The sequence below is a fragment of the Paenibacillus sp. FSL K6-1558 genome, from assembly GCF_038002565.1.
GTDB lineage: Bacteria > Bacillota > Bacilli > Paenibacillales > Paenibacillaceae > Paenibacillus > Paenibacillus polysaccharolyticus.
On sequence record NZ_JBBOCV010000001.1, the window covers coordinates 2196857 to 2215422 of the forward strand.

An 18566-nucleotide genomic window follows, 5' to 3' on the forward strand; every position below is an offset into this window, starting at 1 on the left:
ATATTACATGTATATTCCTCAGGTCGAAGGAGAGATTTTGATGTCGGTGAGCGTTCTTAACTAATCAAGTTTCATATTCAGGAGTTTGGCTTTTCATGACACTTTTGCCGTCAAGGCATACGTGTGTTTCATGATGCGTCAGATCCCTGTACTTAGTTAAGAACAGCGGAAATCAAACATCGCCTCCGGGATTGCCTATGTCCGGGTCTATTTCCGCGCTGTGTTCAGCGCGGATTTTTTTGTATAGACCCTCTTTATGGACTCTGCTTTCCCATACGTTCAGGGCGGAGAATGACGTTTGTTCATTCTCCGCCCTTTTTGTGTTTTCCATGAGGAATATTTTTCACTATAAGCACAACAAAAACATTTTACATGAAGGAGAGATTTAAACATGAACAACAATAATGAGGCTAGCAAGACGGCAAATATCAAGAGTTCAAACGAACAAACCCTAACCATTCTTGGCTTCCATCATATTCAAAAAAATATTGCTGACTGCGCCCTTTCCTATCTGGGCAAACGTTATACCCGTGAACTCAAACCGATGACCGATGTGCATCTGATTCAGATGCGTCTGGACGAAGCTGCGGAGGCCACAGCTCTTGTCCGTTTTGGGGCGAGCGTGCCCATCCCTTCGCTGGAGGGGATGGAAACGATTATTAACCTGCTTGGCACGGGATATCTGTTCAGTGAACGCGACTTCAGTCATCTCGCGCAATTTCTACACAGCTGCACACAGCTGATGAAGTATATGGAGAGTAAATCCGGCATCGCTCCCATCGTAAGTCGTTATGCATCATCTATGATGCTTATGGAATCCTTACGAAGTGAAATTGAACGTTGTATCCACAACGGTCGAATTCAGGATCAAGCGAGCAAGGAACTCGTACGGATTCGAAAAAGAATGACCGTGCATGAGGAACGCATGAAGCGCAAGCTGGATTCACTGGTTAGTAAGCACCGTTCGATCATGCAGGAGCAGGTCGTGAGCCAGCGAAATGGAAAAACCGTACTGCCCATTAAAAAAGAGTTCCGTAAACAGGTTAAAGGCAGTGTACTCGACGAATCGGGTAGCGGCCAAACCGTATATATCGAACCAGCCGAGCTGTCAGGACTGCAGATAGAACTCTCTTCACTGCAAGCCGAGGAGTCCAGGGAAGAGATGAAAATCCTTGGAGACTTGACTTCTCTGACCGAATCGTACAGCCGGGAAATTGCACTGAATACAGAAACCGTTGGCGTGCTTGACTTCCTGTTTGCCAAAGCAAAATATGCGGCGGCTATAGATGGTCGATCCGTAAGCGTTAATAGCAACGGTAAAGTTAAACTGCAACGAGCGAGACACCCCTTGATGGGGCCGTCCATGGTCCCGCTTGATTTTTCCATCGGATACACTTACTCGTCCCTTATCATTACAGGCCCGAACACAGGCGGTAAAACCGTTGCTCTCAAAACATTGGGGTTGCTCACTCTCATGGTGCAATCTGGGCTGCTTGTTCCTGTGGATGAGAGAGGTGAAATGGCCGTGTATGAACAGATCGCAGTGGATATTGGCGATGGACAGAGTCTTGAGCAGGCACTAAGCACATTCTCAGCGCATATTCGGAATATGATTACCATTTTGGAGCAGGCGAATCCTTCCACGCTTGTACTGATTGACGAGATGGCATCAGGTACAGATCCTGGAGAGGGCGTAGGGCTTTCCATTGCTATGCTGGAGGAATTGCATCACCGCGGAGCAACCGTGGTAGCTACAACACATTTCGGAGAAATTAAGCATTTTGCCTCTGCGACGCCTGGGTTTGAAAATGCACGCATGGAGTTTGATACCGTATCTCTCCAACCTCTGTATCGACTTCGGATCGGAGAAGCCGGTGAAAGCTATGCATATTCGATCGCGCTGAAGCTGGGCATGCCCCAGCATATCATTGCTCGTTCCAAATCTGTTGTGGATGAAGCTCTCACGAAGAACATGATGCAAGATGTTGCAAAAGAATCGCAATCACAAACAGATAGTGAACATCACACTACCTTGTCTGTCTCTATGGAACACACTGATTCTATAGAGCAAAATGCACATACGACCGTCCCAAATAAGACTATATCTCCAAACGGTGCGTCTCCCGTCTCCGATCCGGCACCAGCACCAATACGTGCCTTTCGTAAAGGAGACCGCGTCTACGTTGCCTATCTGGATCAGGCAGGTATAGTAAGTGAAGAAGAGGATAACCGTGGACAGATCGGGGTCATGATTCGGGGCCGCAAACTAAAAATTCATAAGAAACGTCTGCGTCTGCACATCTCTGCTGATGAGTTGTATCCAGCCGATTATGATCTCGACATTGTGCTGGAAAGCAAAGAAAACCGCAAAAAACGCAAACTCATGGGGCGCAAGCATGTCGAGGGATTACAAATTGAGCTGCCACCGGAAGATTGAAGGTACGTCCACGCATTTAAAAAATCAACCTGTGCATACGTTACTCTCATACGGGTACTTGCGGTGTAGATGGAGTAAGTCACGATTATAAAAGTTGGGAGCAAAACCAATGTATTTGTTATACTGAAATCAACAAAAGGTCATTGCCCGGATTGTAAAACAATGAAAAGGAGGGAGATAGGCCATGTCTGATCAACAGGACAGCACTCCCAAACAATCGCTCAATGCTCTGATATGTCCACTTTGTGGGGAAAGCAATGGTTGTGCCTATGCTGAAGGTAAACCACATTCGGAATGTTGGTGCGGCCATGTTTCCTTCCCCGAAGGTGTGTTTGAACGCATTCCAGCCGAGAAACGCGGCAAGTCATGCATTTGTCAGCAATGTTTGGAGAACTATGTACGTGAGCATGAGTAACTATTTTGCTATAACCAGCTCTTATTCGCTAAAAGCGATATGAAGAGCCGATTGTTAACTAGGATCGAAAAATAAAAGAAACCATTCCCTCTCAAATGGAACTGTATCATGAATTTGAAGGGATGGTTTCTTTATATTGGAGACTTAAGTTCGTTATTACGTTTGGTATCTCTATTTCATCTATATTTCTGTATAAACAGATAGATAAACTTGCTAACGTTCCAGCCTTAGTGGATCCACGCTGAGCTTTCAATACACTATGCCAGACTTCGATTACTGTTATACAAACCGATTACATCTGTTTGTACTGCTTCACTGCCTCCACCAGTACCGGATGATTCTCATCCATACCAGTATAGTGCGATAATGCGGCTTCAACGCCTTTTTCGCGAATCATGCTTTGTAGCTCCACCGCTTCGGGATCATCAGACACATCAAACTTGCAGGCCGCACCCATGCCCATGGCGAGATGTGTCACTGGCATGTCTTCTTCATACGCCAGAAGTGCCGGGCGAACGAGACGATCATTCGGGGAAAGCTTGCGTAGTGGCGAGCGCCCCACACGGGTTACCTCGTCGGTCAGATAAGGATTAACAAACCGCCCCAAAATTTTTACAATATACTGCTCATGTTCTTCCGGGTTGAAACCAAAGCGTTTCACCAGCACCTGACCCGTTTCCTGCAGTGCTCCATATACCACGGATTTCATCTTTTCATCGGCAATAGCCTTCTGAATGGTATCATATCCGTGCACATAGCCGATATATGCCGCAACGCAATGTCCCGTATTCACAGTAAACAGCTTACGCTCAATGTACGGTTCCAGATCGTGCACATAAACGACACCATCCATTGGTTTGAATGCAGGTGCCATTTGCGAGCGATCCACTACCCACTCGTAAAAAGGCTCCACCTGAACATGCAACATGTCTTCATGATTCTGGATGGGTACAATCCGGTCTACGGCCGAATTGGGAAAGTAAACATATTCATCAGCAAACCCGCGAGCCTGCTCATCCAGCAAAGCATACACATGCTCTTTCAGCTGAGCGCTTCCACCGATGGCATTTTCACAAGCGATAATATGCAACGGCTTTTGTACAGAACCTGCACGTCTTCTTTGCTCCAGACCTTCTGCAATTCCTGGTGCAATATGCTTTAGTATGCCTACACCAACTGCGGTTGTAACCAGGTCAGCTTCTGCCACGGCCTTAGCAACTGTCTGCAACTCCCGTCCATCAATGGCTGTTACTCCGGTTATGGTCTCCTGATCTTTGCTTTCATTGGCAAGCTCTACGGTGTACTCCCCGCGCCTCCGAAGAGCATTCACTAGTTCCTGATTTACATCCGAGAACGTCACTTCATATCCGGCACGGGACAGAATCAAACCAATAAATCCGCGTCCGATGTTACCTGCGCCAAAGTGGAGGGCCTTCATAGCTCCATTTCACTTTCTAGAATGGTGATTACTTCCTCAGCAGTTTTCGCATAACGCAGTGCTTCCATATTCTCTTCTTCGGCACAGATTACTGCAATGCTCGTCAGAATCTCCATATGTTCGCCGCCTTGTGCAGCGATGCCAATGACCATATAAGCTTTTTCTTCTCCAAAATCAACCCCCTGCGGAAACTGAATTACCGAGATACCGGTCGAGAGAATGAACGTTTTGGATTCTTTTGTACCATGCGGAATAGCCAGTCCATTGCCGACATAAGTGGATACAATCTCTTCACGCTCAATCATTTTGTCAATGTAATCTGCAGTGATATGACCTGCATCCTTCAAAATCTGTCCTGCCATACGAATCGCTTCATATTTATCTTGAGCCGTCGCGTTCATGATGACTTTGTCTTTTGTTAACATACTCATGTTAAATACCTCCAATTTCATTTTTACTGCGATAGAACCCAACCAGTTCACGGGAAAGGTAATGGATGATTTCATCCCTGTTTCCTTTGCCCAGCAGTGTAATCATCTCTTCTTGCAGAAGCAGTGCACTAATCTCGCTGAGCACCTCCAAACTTTCTTTGGACAACTCCTTTGGCCCCAGCATCAGTAATACATGACTGACACCTTCCGGGTCCTCCACTGTTCGAAGCAGAGGTTCCTCTAGTTGAAAAAGACTGATGGACGGCTTGTAGATACTCTCACTCCGTGTATGGAAAAGGGCCAGCTGCGTCCCGGGAATCTTCTGACTTCCCATCGACTCGCGAACCTCAAGCAACTTGGCGACCTCGCCCGGGTCTTTCAATATGCCTGAGCGATGTGCAACCTTACACATCCCAAGCACACTTTGAGCAAAATCAAGATGCGCATTATCCATTGCATGTACCTGAAACTTACCGATAATGCGTACAATTTCAAGCAGCGTTGCTTCCATTCCGTCCGCATCGGAGATCCTACGAGTGGGTGTCTCCTTGCCCATGTCGCGGGATTTGCGATGTTGCCGCTGTAACGTTGTAGTTTTGATAAAATGTCGCAAGCTCTCGCTTTCTTCGGCTGTCAATAGCGGACTGACCTTGTAATACTGATCTTCCTCCATCGGTAAATCGACCGTAGACAACACCAGATCATACTCATCGGTTGGCATTCGTGCGGCTTCGTACCAAGAGACACTGTCTATAATCTGGATCTCCGGAAATTCCTTCGACAACCGGCTGGATAACATGCGCGAGGAGCCAATGCCACTGTTGCATACAACGATGGCCCGAATTTCCTGCTTCAACGCTCGCAACCGTTCAATGGATGCACCAAAGTGCATGACTAGAAAACCGATCTCCTCATCCGGCACTTCTGCTCCCGGCCATGCATGTAACACAGACCTTTTCACCTGTTCAAAAAGAGTGTCATAATCCTTGCGAATTTGTTGCAGCAGTGGATTACGTATCATCTGATGCCCTTCAAGTCGCTCCATTACCGGTACCATATGTGCAATTAAACCTTCACGTAGCAAGCGGTCTTCATGAAACGCATAACCTGTTCTTTGTTGCATCTGGTCCGTAAGCGAATGCACCCTGTCCATCAGAATCAGATCATCGATCGGGAGCAGTCGTGAAGAATGGATCTGTTGCTCTGTCTCCGTAAGCAATTGGTGAAAATAAGCTTGCTCTTCATCCGAGAAGCCGACTCCAAGCTGTGAGGATAGAACACTGCAAAGGCGCGAAGCCATGAAAACTGGCACTCTCTCTTCATGTTGCTCTGCCACGGTTCCAGTGCCTGCAATCGTTCTTATCCCTGAGGAAGAACGTTCTATGTTAAAACCTTTACGTATCCGAACCACAGCAGCCGATAACTGAATGAGCAATTTCATGTATTGCCGCTCAGGTATCTTTTCAAGCCATTCGATATCCGGTTGCCACAATGCATTTTCAATGGTAAGTACATCGCTGTGACCAATCATACTGAGCAACTTTTGATTAACGATGGAGCCTCCTTGCTCAGGCTGTCTACCAAAGAGATCCGACTCATCCAGTACTTCCAAAGCAAGCGCTGCAATGGCTCTGCGATGAATCGCTTCACTTCCGGTAATTTTGACACCGTAGCCTCGCCTTCGAACAAGCTTCAGACCCGCCTGCCGAATGCGTGACTCCAGATCATCCAGATCGGTGGTGACCGTCGAAACGGTCACTTTCAGATCGGAAGCGAGAGCAAGCAGTTTGACCGGCTCAGCTTCATCCAGCAGGATGCAAAGCATGAAGAGCTTACGCTCTTCCGGCGTAAACTCTACATATTCATTACCCTCCAGTTTCTGGCGTAATGCACTGAGGTCATCTGAACCGGAATCAATGCGTATTCCGGTTCCCGACTTTTTTTCGAGGCGCATACCGAGTGGTTCAAGCCACTGTTCAATCATCAGCAGCTCACGATGCACGGTACGTGTACTCACTTTTACTTCAACGGCAATTTCACCCGCGGTGACTTCATGGGGATGTTCCAACAGGAATTCCACGATTTCACGTTGTCTTTTGGTAATACTCATATCTCAGCCTCCGGCTCTGGGAAAACGGCTGCCCTTGTTTGAAGCTGGTTCGCAGTCTGCTCCCTTTTACTTCAAACGTTCAACAAGCGCATCGTATTCCGGGCTTTTTAGGAAGTTGTCAATGGATATATGCTCTGCATTAGGTGCTACCGAACGTGCACGATCCGTTAGTGTTTTTTGCGTAATAACAACGTCTGCGTCTTGCGGAATTTCACTGATCGCCGTGTTAGTTACAGCAACGTCAATTCCTTCGGTTTTCATTTTCTTGCGCAGAATCGAAGCACCCATTGCACTCGACCCCATACCTGCATCGCAGGAGAAAACAATCTTTTTCACATCTGCTTTTGCCTTGGATGCAACGGAAGTTGCGATATCCGCTACTCTGTTCGCTTCATGGTTATCCGCTGTGATGGTTGCGTTTGCAGTGTTGCCTTGGCTCTTCATATCTTTCATTCGACTGGAGGCTTCTTCCAGATCCTCTTCCTTCTGTTTACCCGTTTTGAGTAGCAGAGAGGCAATCAGGAAGGAAACCACAGCTGCCACGATAACCCCGGCAAGCATTGGGATATATCCACCTTTTGGCGTCAACAGAAAATAGGCAATGATACTGCCTGGTGACGGTGCCGAAACCAATCCCGCGCCAGTTAGCATGAACGTTAACGTACCCGCTACACCGCCGGCGATGGCTGCCAGAATCAAAATAGGTCTCATCAGGATGTACGGGAAGTAAATCTCATGAATCCCCCCGAAGAAATGAATGACCACCGCACCAGGTGCAGAAGATCTCGCCATTCCACGACCGAAGAAACAATAAGCGAGCAAAATACCTAGTCCCGGTCCCGGGTTAGACTCAAGCATGTAAAGAACGGATTTACCTAATTCTCTTGCCTGATCTGTTGCAATTGGTGTTAAAATCCCGTGGTTAATGGCATTATTAAGGAACAATACTTTACCCGGTTCAATAATCAGATTGACGAGTGGTAGCAAGCCCAGGTTCATCAAACCTTGTACGCCAGCAGACAACACTTTGCTAATGGCCTCTACTGCCGGCCCGATACCGAGCAAAGCAAAGATCGCCAAAATACCACCGATAATTCCTGCCGAGAAATTGTTGACCAGCATCTCAAAACCGGCTCTGATCTTGCCCTCAATGGATTTATCGAACTTCTTGATCACCCATGCACCGAAAGGCCCCGCAATCATGGCCCCGAGGAACATTGGAATATCCGTTCCGACAATGACACCGATGGTCATAATCGCCCCGACGACACCACCACGCGTGCCATGCACCATCGTACCCCCGGTATAACCGATCAGTAGCGGCAGCAAATAAGTAATCATCGGCCCTACAAGCTGCTCTATTGTCGCATTCGGAAACCATCCTGTTTTAATAAACATCGCTGTAATTAATCCCCAAGCAATAAATGCTCCCATATTGGGCATGACCATACCGCTCAGAAATCGTCCGAAGCGTTGCACACCAACACGTAACCCACCTTTGGAATTGGATGTTTGATCCAAATTACTCATTGGTTTATCCTCCTTGAATCAAGTCATTATTTCGTATGAAAGGGGTATCATTGATCCCCTGCTGTAATCCTAAGCGAGAAAACCTTCCTGTTCAATCAAATGAAAGCGTACTTTCGTCATGAACAATGATGACAACATTGGATTATGTAGTCGCTCTTAATTAGGAATATATGCTCAACCCTTTGATACGCAAGGCTTTTCTTGCCTATGACTTTATTCATATACAACATACAAAGCAATAAAATAGCTTGGTCCGTTTGCAATTTTTTTATTCATGATGCTATGTCACTCCTACTTAAATTCCTCCAATATGCAGAAAAAAACAGCAAAAAAACCTGCATAAGCTCATAGCTCACGCAGGTTTAAATAGCAAGATTTTTTATATTCAATTAGGATTATATATGTCAATAAGTACAAATCAACTCGACAATCCAGTCGAATTCTATTCCTCAGTATGTTTAAGATAAGCATCCGCCTTCAGCAATGTGGATAATGCAGCTGTTACATCTCCATCGACACGGATTTCGATCATCCAACCTTCTTCGTAAGGAGAGCTATTCACCAGTTCTGGCGAGTCTTGCAAAGCTTCATTCACTGCAACAATGGTGCCGCTGACAGGTGAGAACAGATCAGATACCGTTTTGACGGATTCAATCGTACCGATGCTGTCTTCTGCTTTTACACCGGCTTCAAGATCAGGCAATTCTACAAACACAATGTCACCCAGCTGATGCTGCGCGAACTCGGTAATGCCAATACGTACGGTATCCTCCCCTACGGTTTGCACCCATTCGTGCTCTTTACTGTACAGGAAATCATTTCTCAATTCGCTCATCGATATCCGCCTCGCTTTTCATTAATGAGTGCATGCGTTCTTTGACCTTCACCTTTTTCCCAGACAATAGCGTATGATATTTCAGATTCAAATGTCAAGTTAGCTCACAGTTTATTTCAATTTCGATACCCACCTTGTGTAACCTCACACTACTCTTTCTGCATATAATGGCGAATATTAGAATAGTAAGCGCACTCTTTTAAAATAACCGAACATTAATATAGTATAAACATTAAATATTCGTATTTTACACAATTTCAATGATATCGTTCTTGACATCAGGACTGTATTCACGTTTTAATGAGAAGAGCAACTGAAGTTAATTGGACTACGTATGAACCGCGGATGAATGTAAAGGGAGAGATTGCCCGTACACCCGGTTTGGGGATGTGCATGAGGCGGCGCCGAAGGAGTAAACCACCGACAAGCGGGGGTGAATCTCTCAGGCAAAAGGACTTTTACAGGACGCAACTCTGGAGAGCATCTAATCGTCCTATACGGACGTTATGATCACCCAAGGGGAAACCTGTCTGAATAAACGGCGGGGTAACTCTCAGGTACAAGGGACAGAGCCTAAGAATACAGCGTGCTACTTGGCATGCCGGTTCTTTGGCCTGTCCTTTTCCTTTTTCCCAAAAAATGAATTGCAGGTTCTAGAATCGTACTGAACATAACCAATGAAAAAATGTAGAACAGTCGGCTGTTAACTCTCGATTACCAAAATTACTTAAGCATTATTGATCTGGCTCACAGAACGTGTTTTCATACTTGGCCTACTACGGCCCATGACGAGGTGATTGGATGTCTGATTTATTAAGAACACCACTCTTCCCCCTATACGCGCAATATGAAGGTGTACGTTGCATTGATTTTGGCGGTTGGGAGTTGCCCGTGCAGTTTAGCGGTATTCAAAAAGAGCATGAAGCCGTGCGCGAGCGCGCCGGGCTGTTTGATGTATCCCATATGGGCGAATTCACCGTAACGGGTGAACAGGCAGAAGCCTTTTTGCAAAACATGACAACCAACGACGTGACCGCAACTGTACCAGGTCAGGCACAATACACACTGATGTGTTATCCCGATGGCGGTGTAGTGGATGATCTGCTCATCTATAAACTCGCGGAGCAACACTACATGCTGGTCGTCAATGCCTCCAATATCGACAAAGACTGGGCATGGTTGCAGGAGCACATTATACCTGGGGTGAACATCACCAATGATTCCGAGCAAACGGCGTTGCTTGCGCTACAAGGCCCTTTAGCGGTCGATATTCTCTCGAAGGTTACAGGTTCAGAGATAGATGCAAGCTCCATCGAACCGTTCCGCTTCGTGCAGCATGCCGAGGTATGCGGAGTAAAGCTGCTGCTATCACGAACCGGTTACACCGGAGAAGATGGCTTTGAACTGTATGTTGCAGCTGATCAGGCAGCCCTCGTATGGAACGGACTGATGGAAGCCGGTGCTGATGTAGGCCTCGTTCCAGCAGGACTTGGTGCACGTGATACACTGCGATTCGAAGCGAAGTTGCCTTTATACGGGCAGGAATTATCACCAACCATCTCTCCACTGGAGGCAGGGCTGGGCATGTTTGTGAAACTGAACGCCGGGTCTTTTATCGGACACGAAGCTTTGTTGCAACAAAAAAATGACGGCCCTGCCCGCAAGCTGATCGGTATCGAAGTGCTGGAGCGTGGCATACCGCGGCCCCATTACCCGATCTATGCGGATGGCGTTCAGATTGGTGAAGTGACAACCGGTACACAGTCGCCGACCTTGAAACGTAATCTGGGGCTTGCCCTGATTGACAGCAAATATACTGCACTGGGTACACCACTGGAGATTGAGATTCGTGGCAAAAAGCTAAAAGCCGAGGTCGTCAAGACCCCTTTTCATAAACGGACACGTACGTCAAAGACACCTACCCAAGGAGCTGAGCAAGCATGAGCAAGCACCGCTACATCCCCATGACAGAACAAGACCAGAGCGCTATGCTGGCCACGATCGGCGTGGATACTCTTGAAGATTTGTTCAAAGATATCCCGCAGGAAATTCGTTACCAAGGCGAGTTGCCTGTGTCCTCCAAACTGGATGAATATGCCTTAACTCGCCATATGTCGAAACAAGCTGGCTCCAATGCCAACTTTGAAACACACGCCAGCTTCCTCGGCGCAGGCATCTATGACCACCACATCCCTTCGGTCATCAACCATGTCATTTCCCGTTCGGAGTTCTATACAGCCTACACCCCTTATCAGCCGGAGATCAGCCAAGGAGAATTGCAGGCTATCTTTGAATTTCAGTCGTATATTTGTGAACTGACAGGTATGGCGGTAGCCAACGCGAGTATGTATGATGGTGCAACGGCTTTTGCAGAAGCTGGCAATCTTGCCGCCGCAGCTACCCGTCGTAAACAGCTTATTGTATCTCGCACCGTTCACCCTGAAGCCCGTCAAGTATTGCAGGCGTACGCACATGGCCTGAGTCTGGAGATTGTAGAGATTGGTTATAAAGATGGGGTTACAGATTGGGATGCCCTGCAAACGGCAATTTCGGAAGATACCGCAGCGGTTATGATTCAGAGCCCGAACTTCTTTGGTGCCGTGGAAAATATAAAACAGGCTGCCGACCTTGTGCACACGCACAAAGGACTGCTCGTGGTGAGCGCCAACCCGCTGTCGCTCGGTTTGCTGGAAGCCCCAGGCAAGCTGAGGGCCGACATCGTCGTAGGCGATGCGCAGCCCCTCGGAATCGCCGCTTCGCTCGGCGGACCCACTTGCGGATACTTCGCCGTGTCCCAGGCTCACATGCGCCGGATTCCTGGTCGAATCGTCGGCCAGACGACCGATCGCAACGGCAAACGAGGCTTCGTGCTGACGCTGCAAGCCCGCGAGCAACACATTCGCCGCGAAAAAGCGACATCTAACATCTGCTCAAATCAGGCGTTATTAGCGCTTAGTGCTTCTGTCTATATGTCTACCATGGGAAGACAAGGCATGATTGATGTTGCTGATCTGAATTTGCAGAAGAGTCACTATGCACGAAATACGTTAACAGCTATTCCCGGAGTGAGACTTACTTTTACTGCTCCTACGTTTAACGAGTTCGTCATCCAGCTCCCTGAAGAAACCGATGTGGATGCTCTTCAGCTGAAACTGCTGGATGCAGGCTTCATCGGCGGTTATGAACTCGGACGTGAATATTCGGAACTGGCAGGACATATGCTCATTGCGGTCACCGAACGACGCAGCAAAGAAGAGATCGATGAATTCGCACGTGTATTGGAGGGATCGCTGTGACTCAGGAAACGACCACAAAAGTAACCATTGCGGGAGCTTCATCGGAAACATCTAACCTACATCAGTCAGTCAATCAGCAGACTGGAGTGGACTCGCAAGCATTAGGAACCCCAACCAGTCCGCAAGTCGCACCATCCGTTGCTCCCGAACAAACTCTGATTTTTGAACTGAGCAGTCCCGGACGTGTGGCCTATTCCTTGCCGGAATGTGATGTTCCCCGTCAGGATGCTGATACGTTGATTCCCCGGGAAATGCTGCGCTCGGAAGCGGCCGCGTTGCCGGAAGTATTCGAGGTTGATGTTATTCGTCATTATACGGCATTGTCCCGCCGCAACTTCGGGGTAGATAACGGCTTTTATCCACTTGGTTCCTGTACAATGAAATACAATCCAAAGATCAACGAAGATGTAGCACGTTACAACGGCTTTGCCAAAATCCATCCGTATCAGCATGAATCCAGTCTTCAAGGTGCTCTCGAACTGCTCCATACTTTACAAAATGATCTTGCAGGTCTGACCGGTATGGATGCCGTAACTCTGCAACCTGCTGCCGGAGCACACGGGGAATGGACCGGGCTTATGATGATTCGAGCTTATCACGAAAGCCGTGGTGAACTGCGTACCAAGGTTATCGTACCCGATTCATCTCATGGCACGAACCCGGCCAGCGCAACCGTAGCTGGATTCGAAACGGTGACAATCCCGTCGCGTACGGACGGTTTGGTCGATCTTGATGCTCTCCGTGCAGCAGTCGGTTCAGATACCGCAGCACTCATGCTGACGAATCCGAATACGCTCGGTTTGTTTGAAAAGGATATTCAAGATATTGCGTCCATCGTACACGAAGCTGGCGGATTATTGTATTATGACGGAGCTAACTCCAATGCCATCATGGGCATTACACGTCCGGGAGATATGGGCTTTGATGTGGTGCATCTGAATTTGCATAAAACGATGAGTACACCTCACGGTGGTGGTGGACCTGGTGCCGGACCTGTCGGTGTGAAGAGCCGCCTGATCCCGTTCTTACCTAAACCGATGGTTGTTCAAAATGATCAAGGCATGTACGCTCTGGATTACGAAGGAGATCAATCGATCGGTCGGGTCAAAGCCTATTATGGTAACTTCGGTATTCTTGTTCGTGCTTATGCTTATATTCGCACTTATGGACCAGAAGGGCTTCGCCGTGTGTCCGAATGTGCTGTGCTGAACGCCAATTATATGATGGCTCGCCTGGCACCTCATTACGAGATTCCTTATCCTGGCGTGTGCAAACATGAATTTGTCATGTCAGGCCGTGGCCTGAAGCAGTATGGTGTACGCACACTGGATGTAGCCAAACGCCTGCTGGACTTTGGGTATCACCCGCCAACCATCTACTTCCCGCTTAATGTCGAGGAGTGCATTATGATTGAGCCAACGGAAACCGAGAGCAAAGAGACGCTGGACGGATTTATCGATACAATGATCCGCATTGCGAAGGAAGCCGAAGAAACACCGGAATTGGTGCTCAACGCTCCGTACGGCACGCCGGTAACTCGTCTGGATGAAACGACCGCAGCACGCAAACCTGTATTAAACTGTGCTTGTAGCTAAATAAGTTAAACTAATTTTTTATACAGTCTATTTCGGTGACAGAATCCCCTGTGCGTGATGAGATATTCTCTCACTCCCATAAGGGGATTTTATTTTATTTTATTCACTTGTAAGAGTAGCTATCCTGTCACTACGATAAAAAAGCAAAAAAAGCCGGCCCCACTGGATCGTGGACACCGGCAATATTGCTGCAATAACGCAGCCCTTTATCGGAAAAAGAAAGACCTCAAATCCGGAGGAAACTCCGGCAAAATTACGCTTGAATGCTTTGAACCAGTTCAACCACTTGTTCAGCGGTTTGCATTTCCAACGCTTTGGCAGCGAGTTCCTGCATGTCCGCACGGGACAATTTGGTGATTTGGCTACGCGCTGGCAGAATGGAAGTTGCGCTCATGCTGAACTCATCCAGTCCAAGACCAAGCAGCAATGGAATTGCTGTTTCGTCTCCTGCCATCTCACCGCACATGCCAGCCCATTTACCTTCACGATGCGCTGCATCGATAACCATTTTGACCAAACGCAAAATAGCTGGGTTGTATGGTTGATACAGATAAGATACACGCTCATTCATCCGGTCAGCAGCCATCGTGTACTGAATCAGATCGTTAGTACCGATACTGAAGAAGTCCACTTCTTTGGCGAATTGATCTGCCATTACAGCTGTTGATGGAATTTCGACCATGATCCCGAGTTGAATGCTGTCGGAAACAGCGATCCCTTCAGCGACCAGCTTTTCCTTCTCTTCGAGCAGGACAGCTTTGGCTTCACGGAATTCACCCAGTGTTGCGATCATAGGGAACATGACACGCAAGTTTCCGTGTACACTTGCACGCAGCAACGCACGCAATTGAGTACGGAAGATATCCAGACGGTCCAGACACAGACGAACTGCGCGGAAGCCGAGGAATGGATTCATTTCTTTTGGCAGATCCAGATAAGGAAGCTCTTTGTCTCCACCGATGTCAAGTGTACGAACTACAACAGGTTTGCCTTCCATTTTTTCGAGTACCGCTTTATAAGCATTGTACTGAATGTCTTCGGAAGGAAGCTTGTCTCTGCCCATGTACAAGAACTCGGTACGATACAAGCCTACCGCCTCGCCGCCGTTTTCCAATACACCTGTTACATCGTTCGGCGTACCGATATTTGCAGCCAGTTCCACATGAACGTTGTCCACCGTAACCGTTGGTTCGTCACGCAGTTTTCTCCACTCCGCACGCTGTGCATCATACTGTTCCTGTTTGGCACGGTATTCAGCAACGACGTCATCTGTAGGGTTAACCAGAACTTGACCGTCCAGACCGTCAACAATGATCAAGTCTCCTTGTTTCGCTTGAGCCAAGATGTCTTTCGTTCCAACCACAGCCGGAATCTCAAGCGAACGAGCCATGATAGCGGAGTGAGAAGTACGTCCACCGATGTTGGTTGCAAAACCTTTTACGTATTGGCGGTTCAATTGAGCTGTATCAGAAGGTGTTAAATCCTCTGCAAGCACAATCACTTCTTCACTGATTTCAGCCGGGCTCATGAAGTCGATACCAAGCAAGTGATTTAGCACACGCTTCGTAACGTCACGCATATCCGCAGCACGCTCTTGCAGGTATGCACTCTTCATGTTTTCGAACATCGAGATGAACTGGGAAGCTGTTTCATTCAATGCGAATTCTGCATTGATCATGTCATCAGCGATCTTCGCTTTTACCGGATCAATCAGTTCCGGGTCATCCAGGATGAGCAAATGCGATGCAAAAATCTCTGCTTTTTTCTCGCCAAGCTCTTGTAAAGTACGCTCTTTGATTGCCTCAAGCTCAGCGCGGGATTTACCCAGCGCCGAGTCAAGTTTAGCAATCTCTGCGTCAACGTCGTTAATCTGGCGTTTTTCTACAGAGTAGTCAGGATGCTCCAAGATAAACGCCTTGGCGATAGCAATACCCGCCGAAGCCGCGATCCCGGAAACATTAAGCATTAATTTCGCCCAACCCTTCGTTAACCATAACGTCTGTCAGAGCTTGAAGAGCTTCAGCTTCGCCTTCACCTTCAACGATGATGCTGATGGTGTCACCTTGCTCCAGACCGAGGGAAAGAACGCCCAGAATGGATTTCAATGTTACTTTTTTGCCGTTAGCTTCTGCGAAGGATTCAGCACCTTTGAATTTGTTTGCTGTATTAACCAGGGCAGTTGCCGGACGTGCGTGGATACCATCTTCGTCTGTAATTCTGAATGTTTGTTGCATTACAATCATCTCGCTTTCAGTAGTTTAGTTTAGGCATTGCATATATTTACACTTGCTTGCCATCGTTGGAACAGTTCTTATTTTATCTCAATGATCGGCTGATCGCCAACTTTGAGCACGCCACTCTTCTTCAAAGTGACGGTAGAACCTTCTGGCAGGTTGGTGAATATCACCGGAGAAATGATCGAAGGAGCGTTCGCTTTGACATACTCCAGATCCACTTCCATAATCGGTTGTCCTGCGGATACCAGGTCACCTTCCTGAACCAGTACGTTGAAACCTTGGCCTTTCAGTTTCACCGTATTAACACCTATGTGTACAAGCACTTCCTTACCGCCGTCGGACATGATGCCCACGGCATGTTTGCTTGGAAATACATTAAATACTTTACCATACACAGGGGATGTAATCGTTCCGTCATGTGGCAAAATGGCGAACCCGTCACCTGTCATTTTCTCAGCAAAGACTGGATCAGGTACATTGGTAATATCCATCAGCTCACCATTGACTGGCATCACGATATCCTCTGTGACAATGCGTTCACCTTGTTCTCCTTGTGCTTTCTCCTCTTCAGGAGTTGGTTTAACTTCAGCAACTGGAGTTGGTGCAGGTGTACGCCCTGCAATGATATCTTGCATTTGGGACTTGATCGTATCGGAACGTGTTCCGAAGATGGCTTGAACATTATTACCCACTTCAAGCACACCAGATGCACCCAATTGTTTCAAACGATCTTTTTGTACATTGGATTTCTCATTCACTTCAATCCGCAAACGAGTAATACATGCATCCAGATGTTTAATGTTTTCCTTCCCGCCAAAGGCTTCGAGGATATTGTGAGGCAGATCGTCCGTGGAGCCTGAAGAACCGCCGGATACCGTTTCCGCAGATGCCTCTTCACGTCCAGGTGTTTTGAGATTGAACTTGCGAATGATCAATCGGAATCCGAAGTAATAGATCACGGCAAGGATCAAACCGACGATAATAACATCCCACCATGGTGTGCGGTTTGGAATGATACCAAAGATCAGGAAGTCAATGAAACCGCCTGAGAAGGTCATCCCGATCTTGACATCGAGCAATTGCATCGTCATGAAAGACAAACCTGCAAAGATACAGTGTACTGCAAACAAAATCGGTGCTACGAACAGGAATGAGAACTCGAGTGGTTCTGTGATCCCTGTCAGGAATGATGTCAGCGCAGCTGAACCCATGATCCCTGCAACATATTTTTTATGCTCTGGTCTTGCTTCATGGTACATCGCAAGTGCCGCTGCTGGCAAACCGAACATCATGAACGGGAATTTACCAACTTGGAACGTTCCCGCAGTCAATTCAACGCCATCGCGCAACTGGCTGAAGAAAATCTTTTGGTCCCCGCGAATAACATCGCCGGCTTTGTTCACATATTCACCGAACTCAAACCAGAATGGGGAGTAGAAAATGTGATGCAGACCAAACGGAATCAGTGACCGTTCTACAACACCGAAGATAAAGGCCGACAAAGTCGGGCTGGTATCTACCATGAAGTGAGAAATGGCATTTAGTCCGTTCTGGATTGGTGGCCAGATGACCACGAGCAGTAACCCTAACAACAGGGAAACTACTGAAGTGACAATAGGAACAAATCGTTTACCCGCAAAGAATCCAAGGTAAGACGGCAGTTCAATTTTGAAGAACCGATTGTAACACAGCGCTGCAGCGATACCAATAATGATACCTCCAAAAACCCCTGTGCTTAGTGTAGGAATACCCAAGATACTTGCATAACCAGGTACTTTGCCAATCATGGCAGGCGTAACACCTACTGCAGAACCCAGAGTTACATTCATCACCAGGTAACCGATGATGGCTGCAAGTCCTGCTACACCTTCACCGCCAGCGAGTCCAACAGCTACCCCGACAGCAAACAGCAATGCCAGATTATCAAATACGATCTGACCTGCGTTCATCATTATAGTTGCAATCGAGTTAACCCACGGGGTATCGAGCGCAGTCACATATTGCAGGAAATCCGGATTCACCAGCATGTTACCAATTCCGAGCAGCAAACCTGCGGCTGGCAAGATCGCTACAGGCAACATGAGAGCTTTACCTACTCTTTGCAATACACCAAAAAGCTTTTTAAACATCGCGTCGTATTCTTCCTTTCGTCTAAGTCTGTATGTCGTGATGCAAGCAATGGAACACAAAAAAGGCATGAACTAATAAAAGTGAACTGCGCCTACCTTGGGGTATAGCATAC

Annotated in this window: 13 protein-coding genes and 2 riboswitches; of the genes, 5 read left to right on the forward strand and 8 right to left on the reverse strand. The window is 47.5% G+C overall.

The window, feature by feature from the left end; translation table 11 throughout:
• The first annotated feature begins 391 nt into the window (after positions 1 to 391).
• Positions 392 to 2437 carry an endonuclease MutS2 gene (locus tag MHI38_RS09390; protein ID WP_341181211.1) on the forward strand — a complete coding sequence of 682 codons (2046 nt, stop codon included), beginning with the start codon at positions 392 to 394 and terminating at the stop codon, positions 2435 to 2437.
• A 184-nt stretch (positions 2438 to 2621) separates the two neighbouring features.
• Positions 2622 to 2852: a cysteine-rich CWC family protein gene (locus tag MHI38_RS09395; RefSeq protein ID WP_154957982.1), complete on the forward strand. Its 231-nt coding sequence runs from the start codon at positions 2622 to 2624 to the stop codon at positions 2850 to 2852.
• 292 nt (positions 2853 to 3144) lie between these two features.
• Here MHI38_RS09395 and MHI38_RS09400 read toward each other — a convergent pair whose 3' ends face one another.
• The 5 genes from MHI38_RS09400 to gcvH form a co-directional block, all read right to left on the reverse strand.
• Complete coding sequence (locus tag MHI38_RS09400) at positions 3145 to 4290, reverse strand: mannitol-1-phosphate 5-dehydrogenase (protein ID WP_308723462.1); 1146 nt, start codon at positions 4288 to 4290, stop codon at positions 3145 to 3147.
• A complete protein-coding gene (locus MHI38_RS09405; RefSeq protein WP_090915471.1) occupies positions 4287 to 4721 on the reverse strand; it encodes a PTS sugar transporter subunit IIA in 435 nt (144 codons plus the stop codon). The genes MHI38_RS09400 and MHI38_RS09405 overlap by 4 nt, the downstream gene beginning before the upstream one ends.
• A gap of 1 nt (position 4722) precedes the next feature.
• Positions 4723 to 6831, reverse strand: coding sequence for a BglG family transcription antiterminator (locus MHI38_RS09410; RefSeq protein WP_154887575.1), 2109 nt, complete (start codon positions 6829 to 6831; stop codon positions 4723 to 4725).
• 66 nt (positions 6832 to 6897) lie between these two features.
• Positions 6898 to 8361: a PTS mannitol transporter subunit IICB gene (locus MHI38_RS09415; protein ID WP_154887573.1), complete on the reverse strand. Its 1464-nt coding sequence runs from the start codon at positions 8359 to 8361 to the stop codon at positions 6898 to 6900.
• A gap of 442 nt (positions 8362 to 8803) precedes the next feature.
• Positions 8804 to 9196: a glycine cleavage system protein GcvH gene (gene gcvH / locus MHI38_RS09420; protein ID WP_154887570.1), complete on the reverse strand. Its 393-nt coding sequence runs from the start codon at positions 9194 to 9196 to the stop codon at positions 8804 to 8806.
• A gap of 345 nt (positions 9197 to 9541) precedes the next feature.
• Positions 9542 to 9664, forward strand: a riboswitch (glycine riboswitch).
• 3 nt (positions 9665 to 9667) lie between these two features.
• A riboswitch (glycine riboswitch) is annotated at positions 9668 to 9768 on the forward strand.
• A gap of 229 nt (positions 9769 to 9997) precedes the next feature.
• Between gcvH and gcvT the strand changes: the two genes are divergently transcribed.
• From gcvT to gcvPB, 3 genes are all read left to right on the forward strand, one after another.
• Positions 9998 to 11140, forward strand: coding sequence for a glycine cleavage system aminomethyltransferase GcvT (gcvT, locus tag MHI38_RS09425; protein WP_154887568.1), 1143 nt, complete (start codon positions 9998 to 10000; stop codon positions 11138 to 11140).
• Positions 11137 to 12492 carry an aminomethyl-transferring glycine dehydrogenase subunit GcvPA gene (gene gcvPA, locus MHI38_RS09430; protein WP_221787314.1) on the forward strand — a complete coding sequence of 452 codons (1356 nt, stop codon included), beginning with the start codon at positions 11137 to 11139 and terminating at the stop codon, positions 12490 to 12492. Before gcvT ends, gcvPA begins: the two co-directional genes overlap by 4 nt.
• An 86-nt stretch (positions 12493 to 12578) precedes the next feature.
• Positions 12579 to 14087, forward strand: a complete 1509-nt coding sequence (gcvPB, locus tag MHI38_RS09435; RefSeq protein WP_373323330.1) for an aminomethyl-transferring glycine dehydrogenase subunit GcvPB — start codon at positions 12579 to 12581, stop codon at positions 14085 to 14087.
• Between the two features lie 253 nt (positions 14088 to 14340).
• On the opposite strand, the gene ptsP is transcribed toward gcvPB, so the two are convergent.
• The 3 genes from ptsP to ptsG all read right to left on the reverse strand — a co-directional run bounded on the left by ptsP (position 14341) and on the right by ptsG (position 18453).
• Positions 14341 to 16053 (reverse strand): phosphoenolpyruvate--protein phosphotransferase, encoded by a 1713-nt coding sequence (ptsP, locus tag MHI38_RS09440; RefSeq protein WP_090915483.1) that lies wholly within the window; start codon positions 16051 to 16053, stop codon positions 14341 to 14343.
• A complete protein-coding gene (locus MHI38_RS09445) occupies positions 16046 to 16321 on the reverse strand; it encodes an HPr family phosphocarrier protein (RefSeq protein WP_036617010.1) in 276 nt (91 codons plus the stop codon). Before MHI38_RS09445 ends, ptsP begins: the two co-directional genes overlap by 8 nt.
• Positions 16322 to 16398: 77 nt before the next feature.
• Positions 16399 to 18453: a glucose-specific PTS transporter subunit IIBC gene (gene ptsG / locus MHI38_RS09450; RefSeq protein ID WP_154887563.1), complete on the reverse strand. Its 2055-nt coding sequence runs from the start codon at positions 18451 to 18453 to the stop codon at positions 16399 to 16401.
• Positions 18454 to 18566 lie beyond the last annotated feature (113 nt).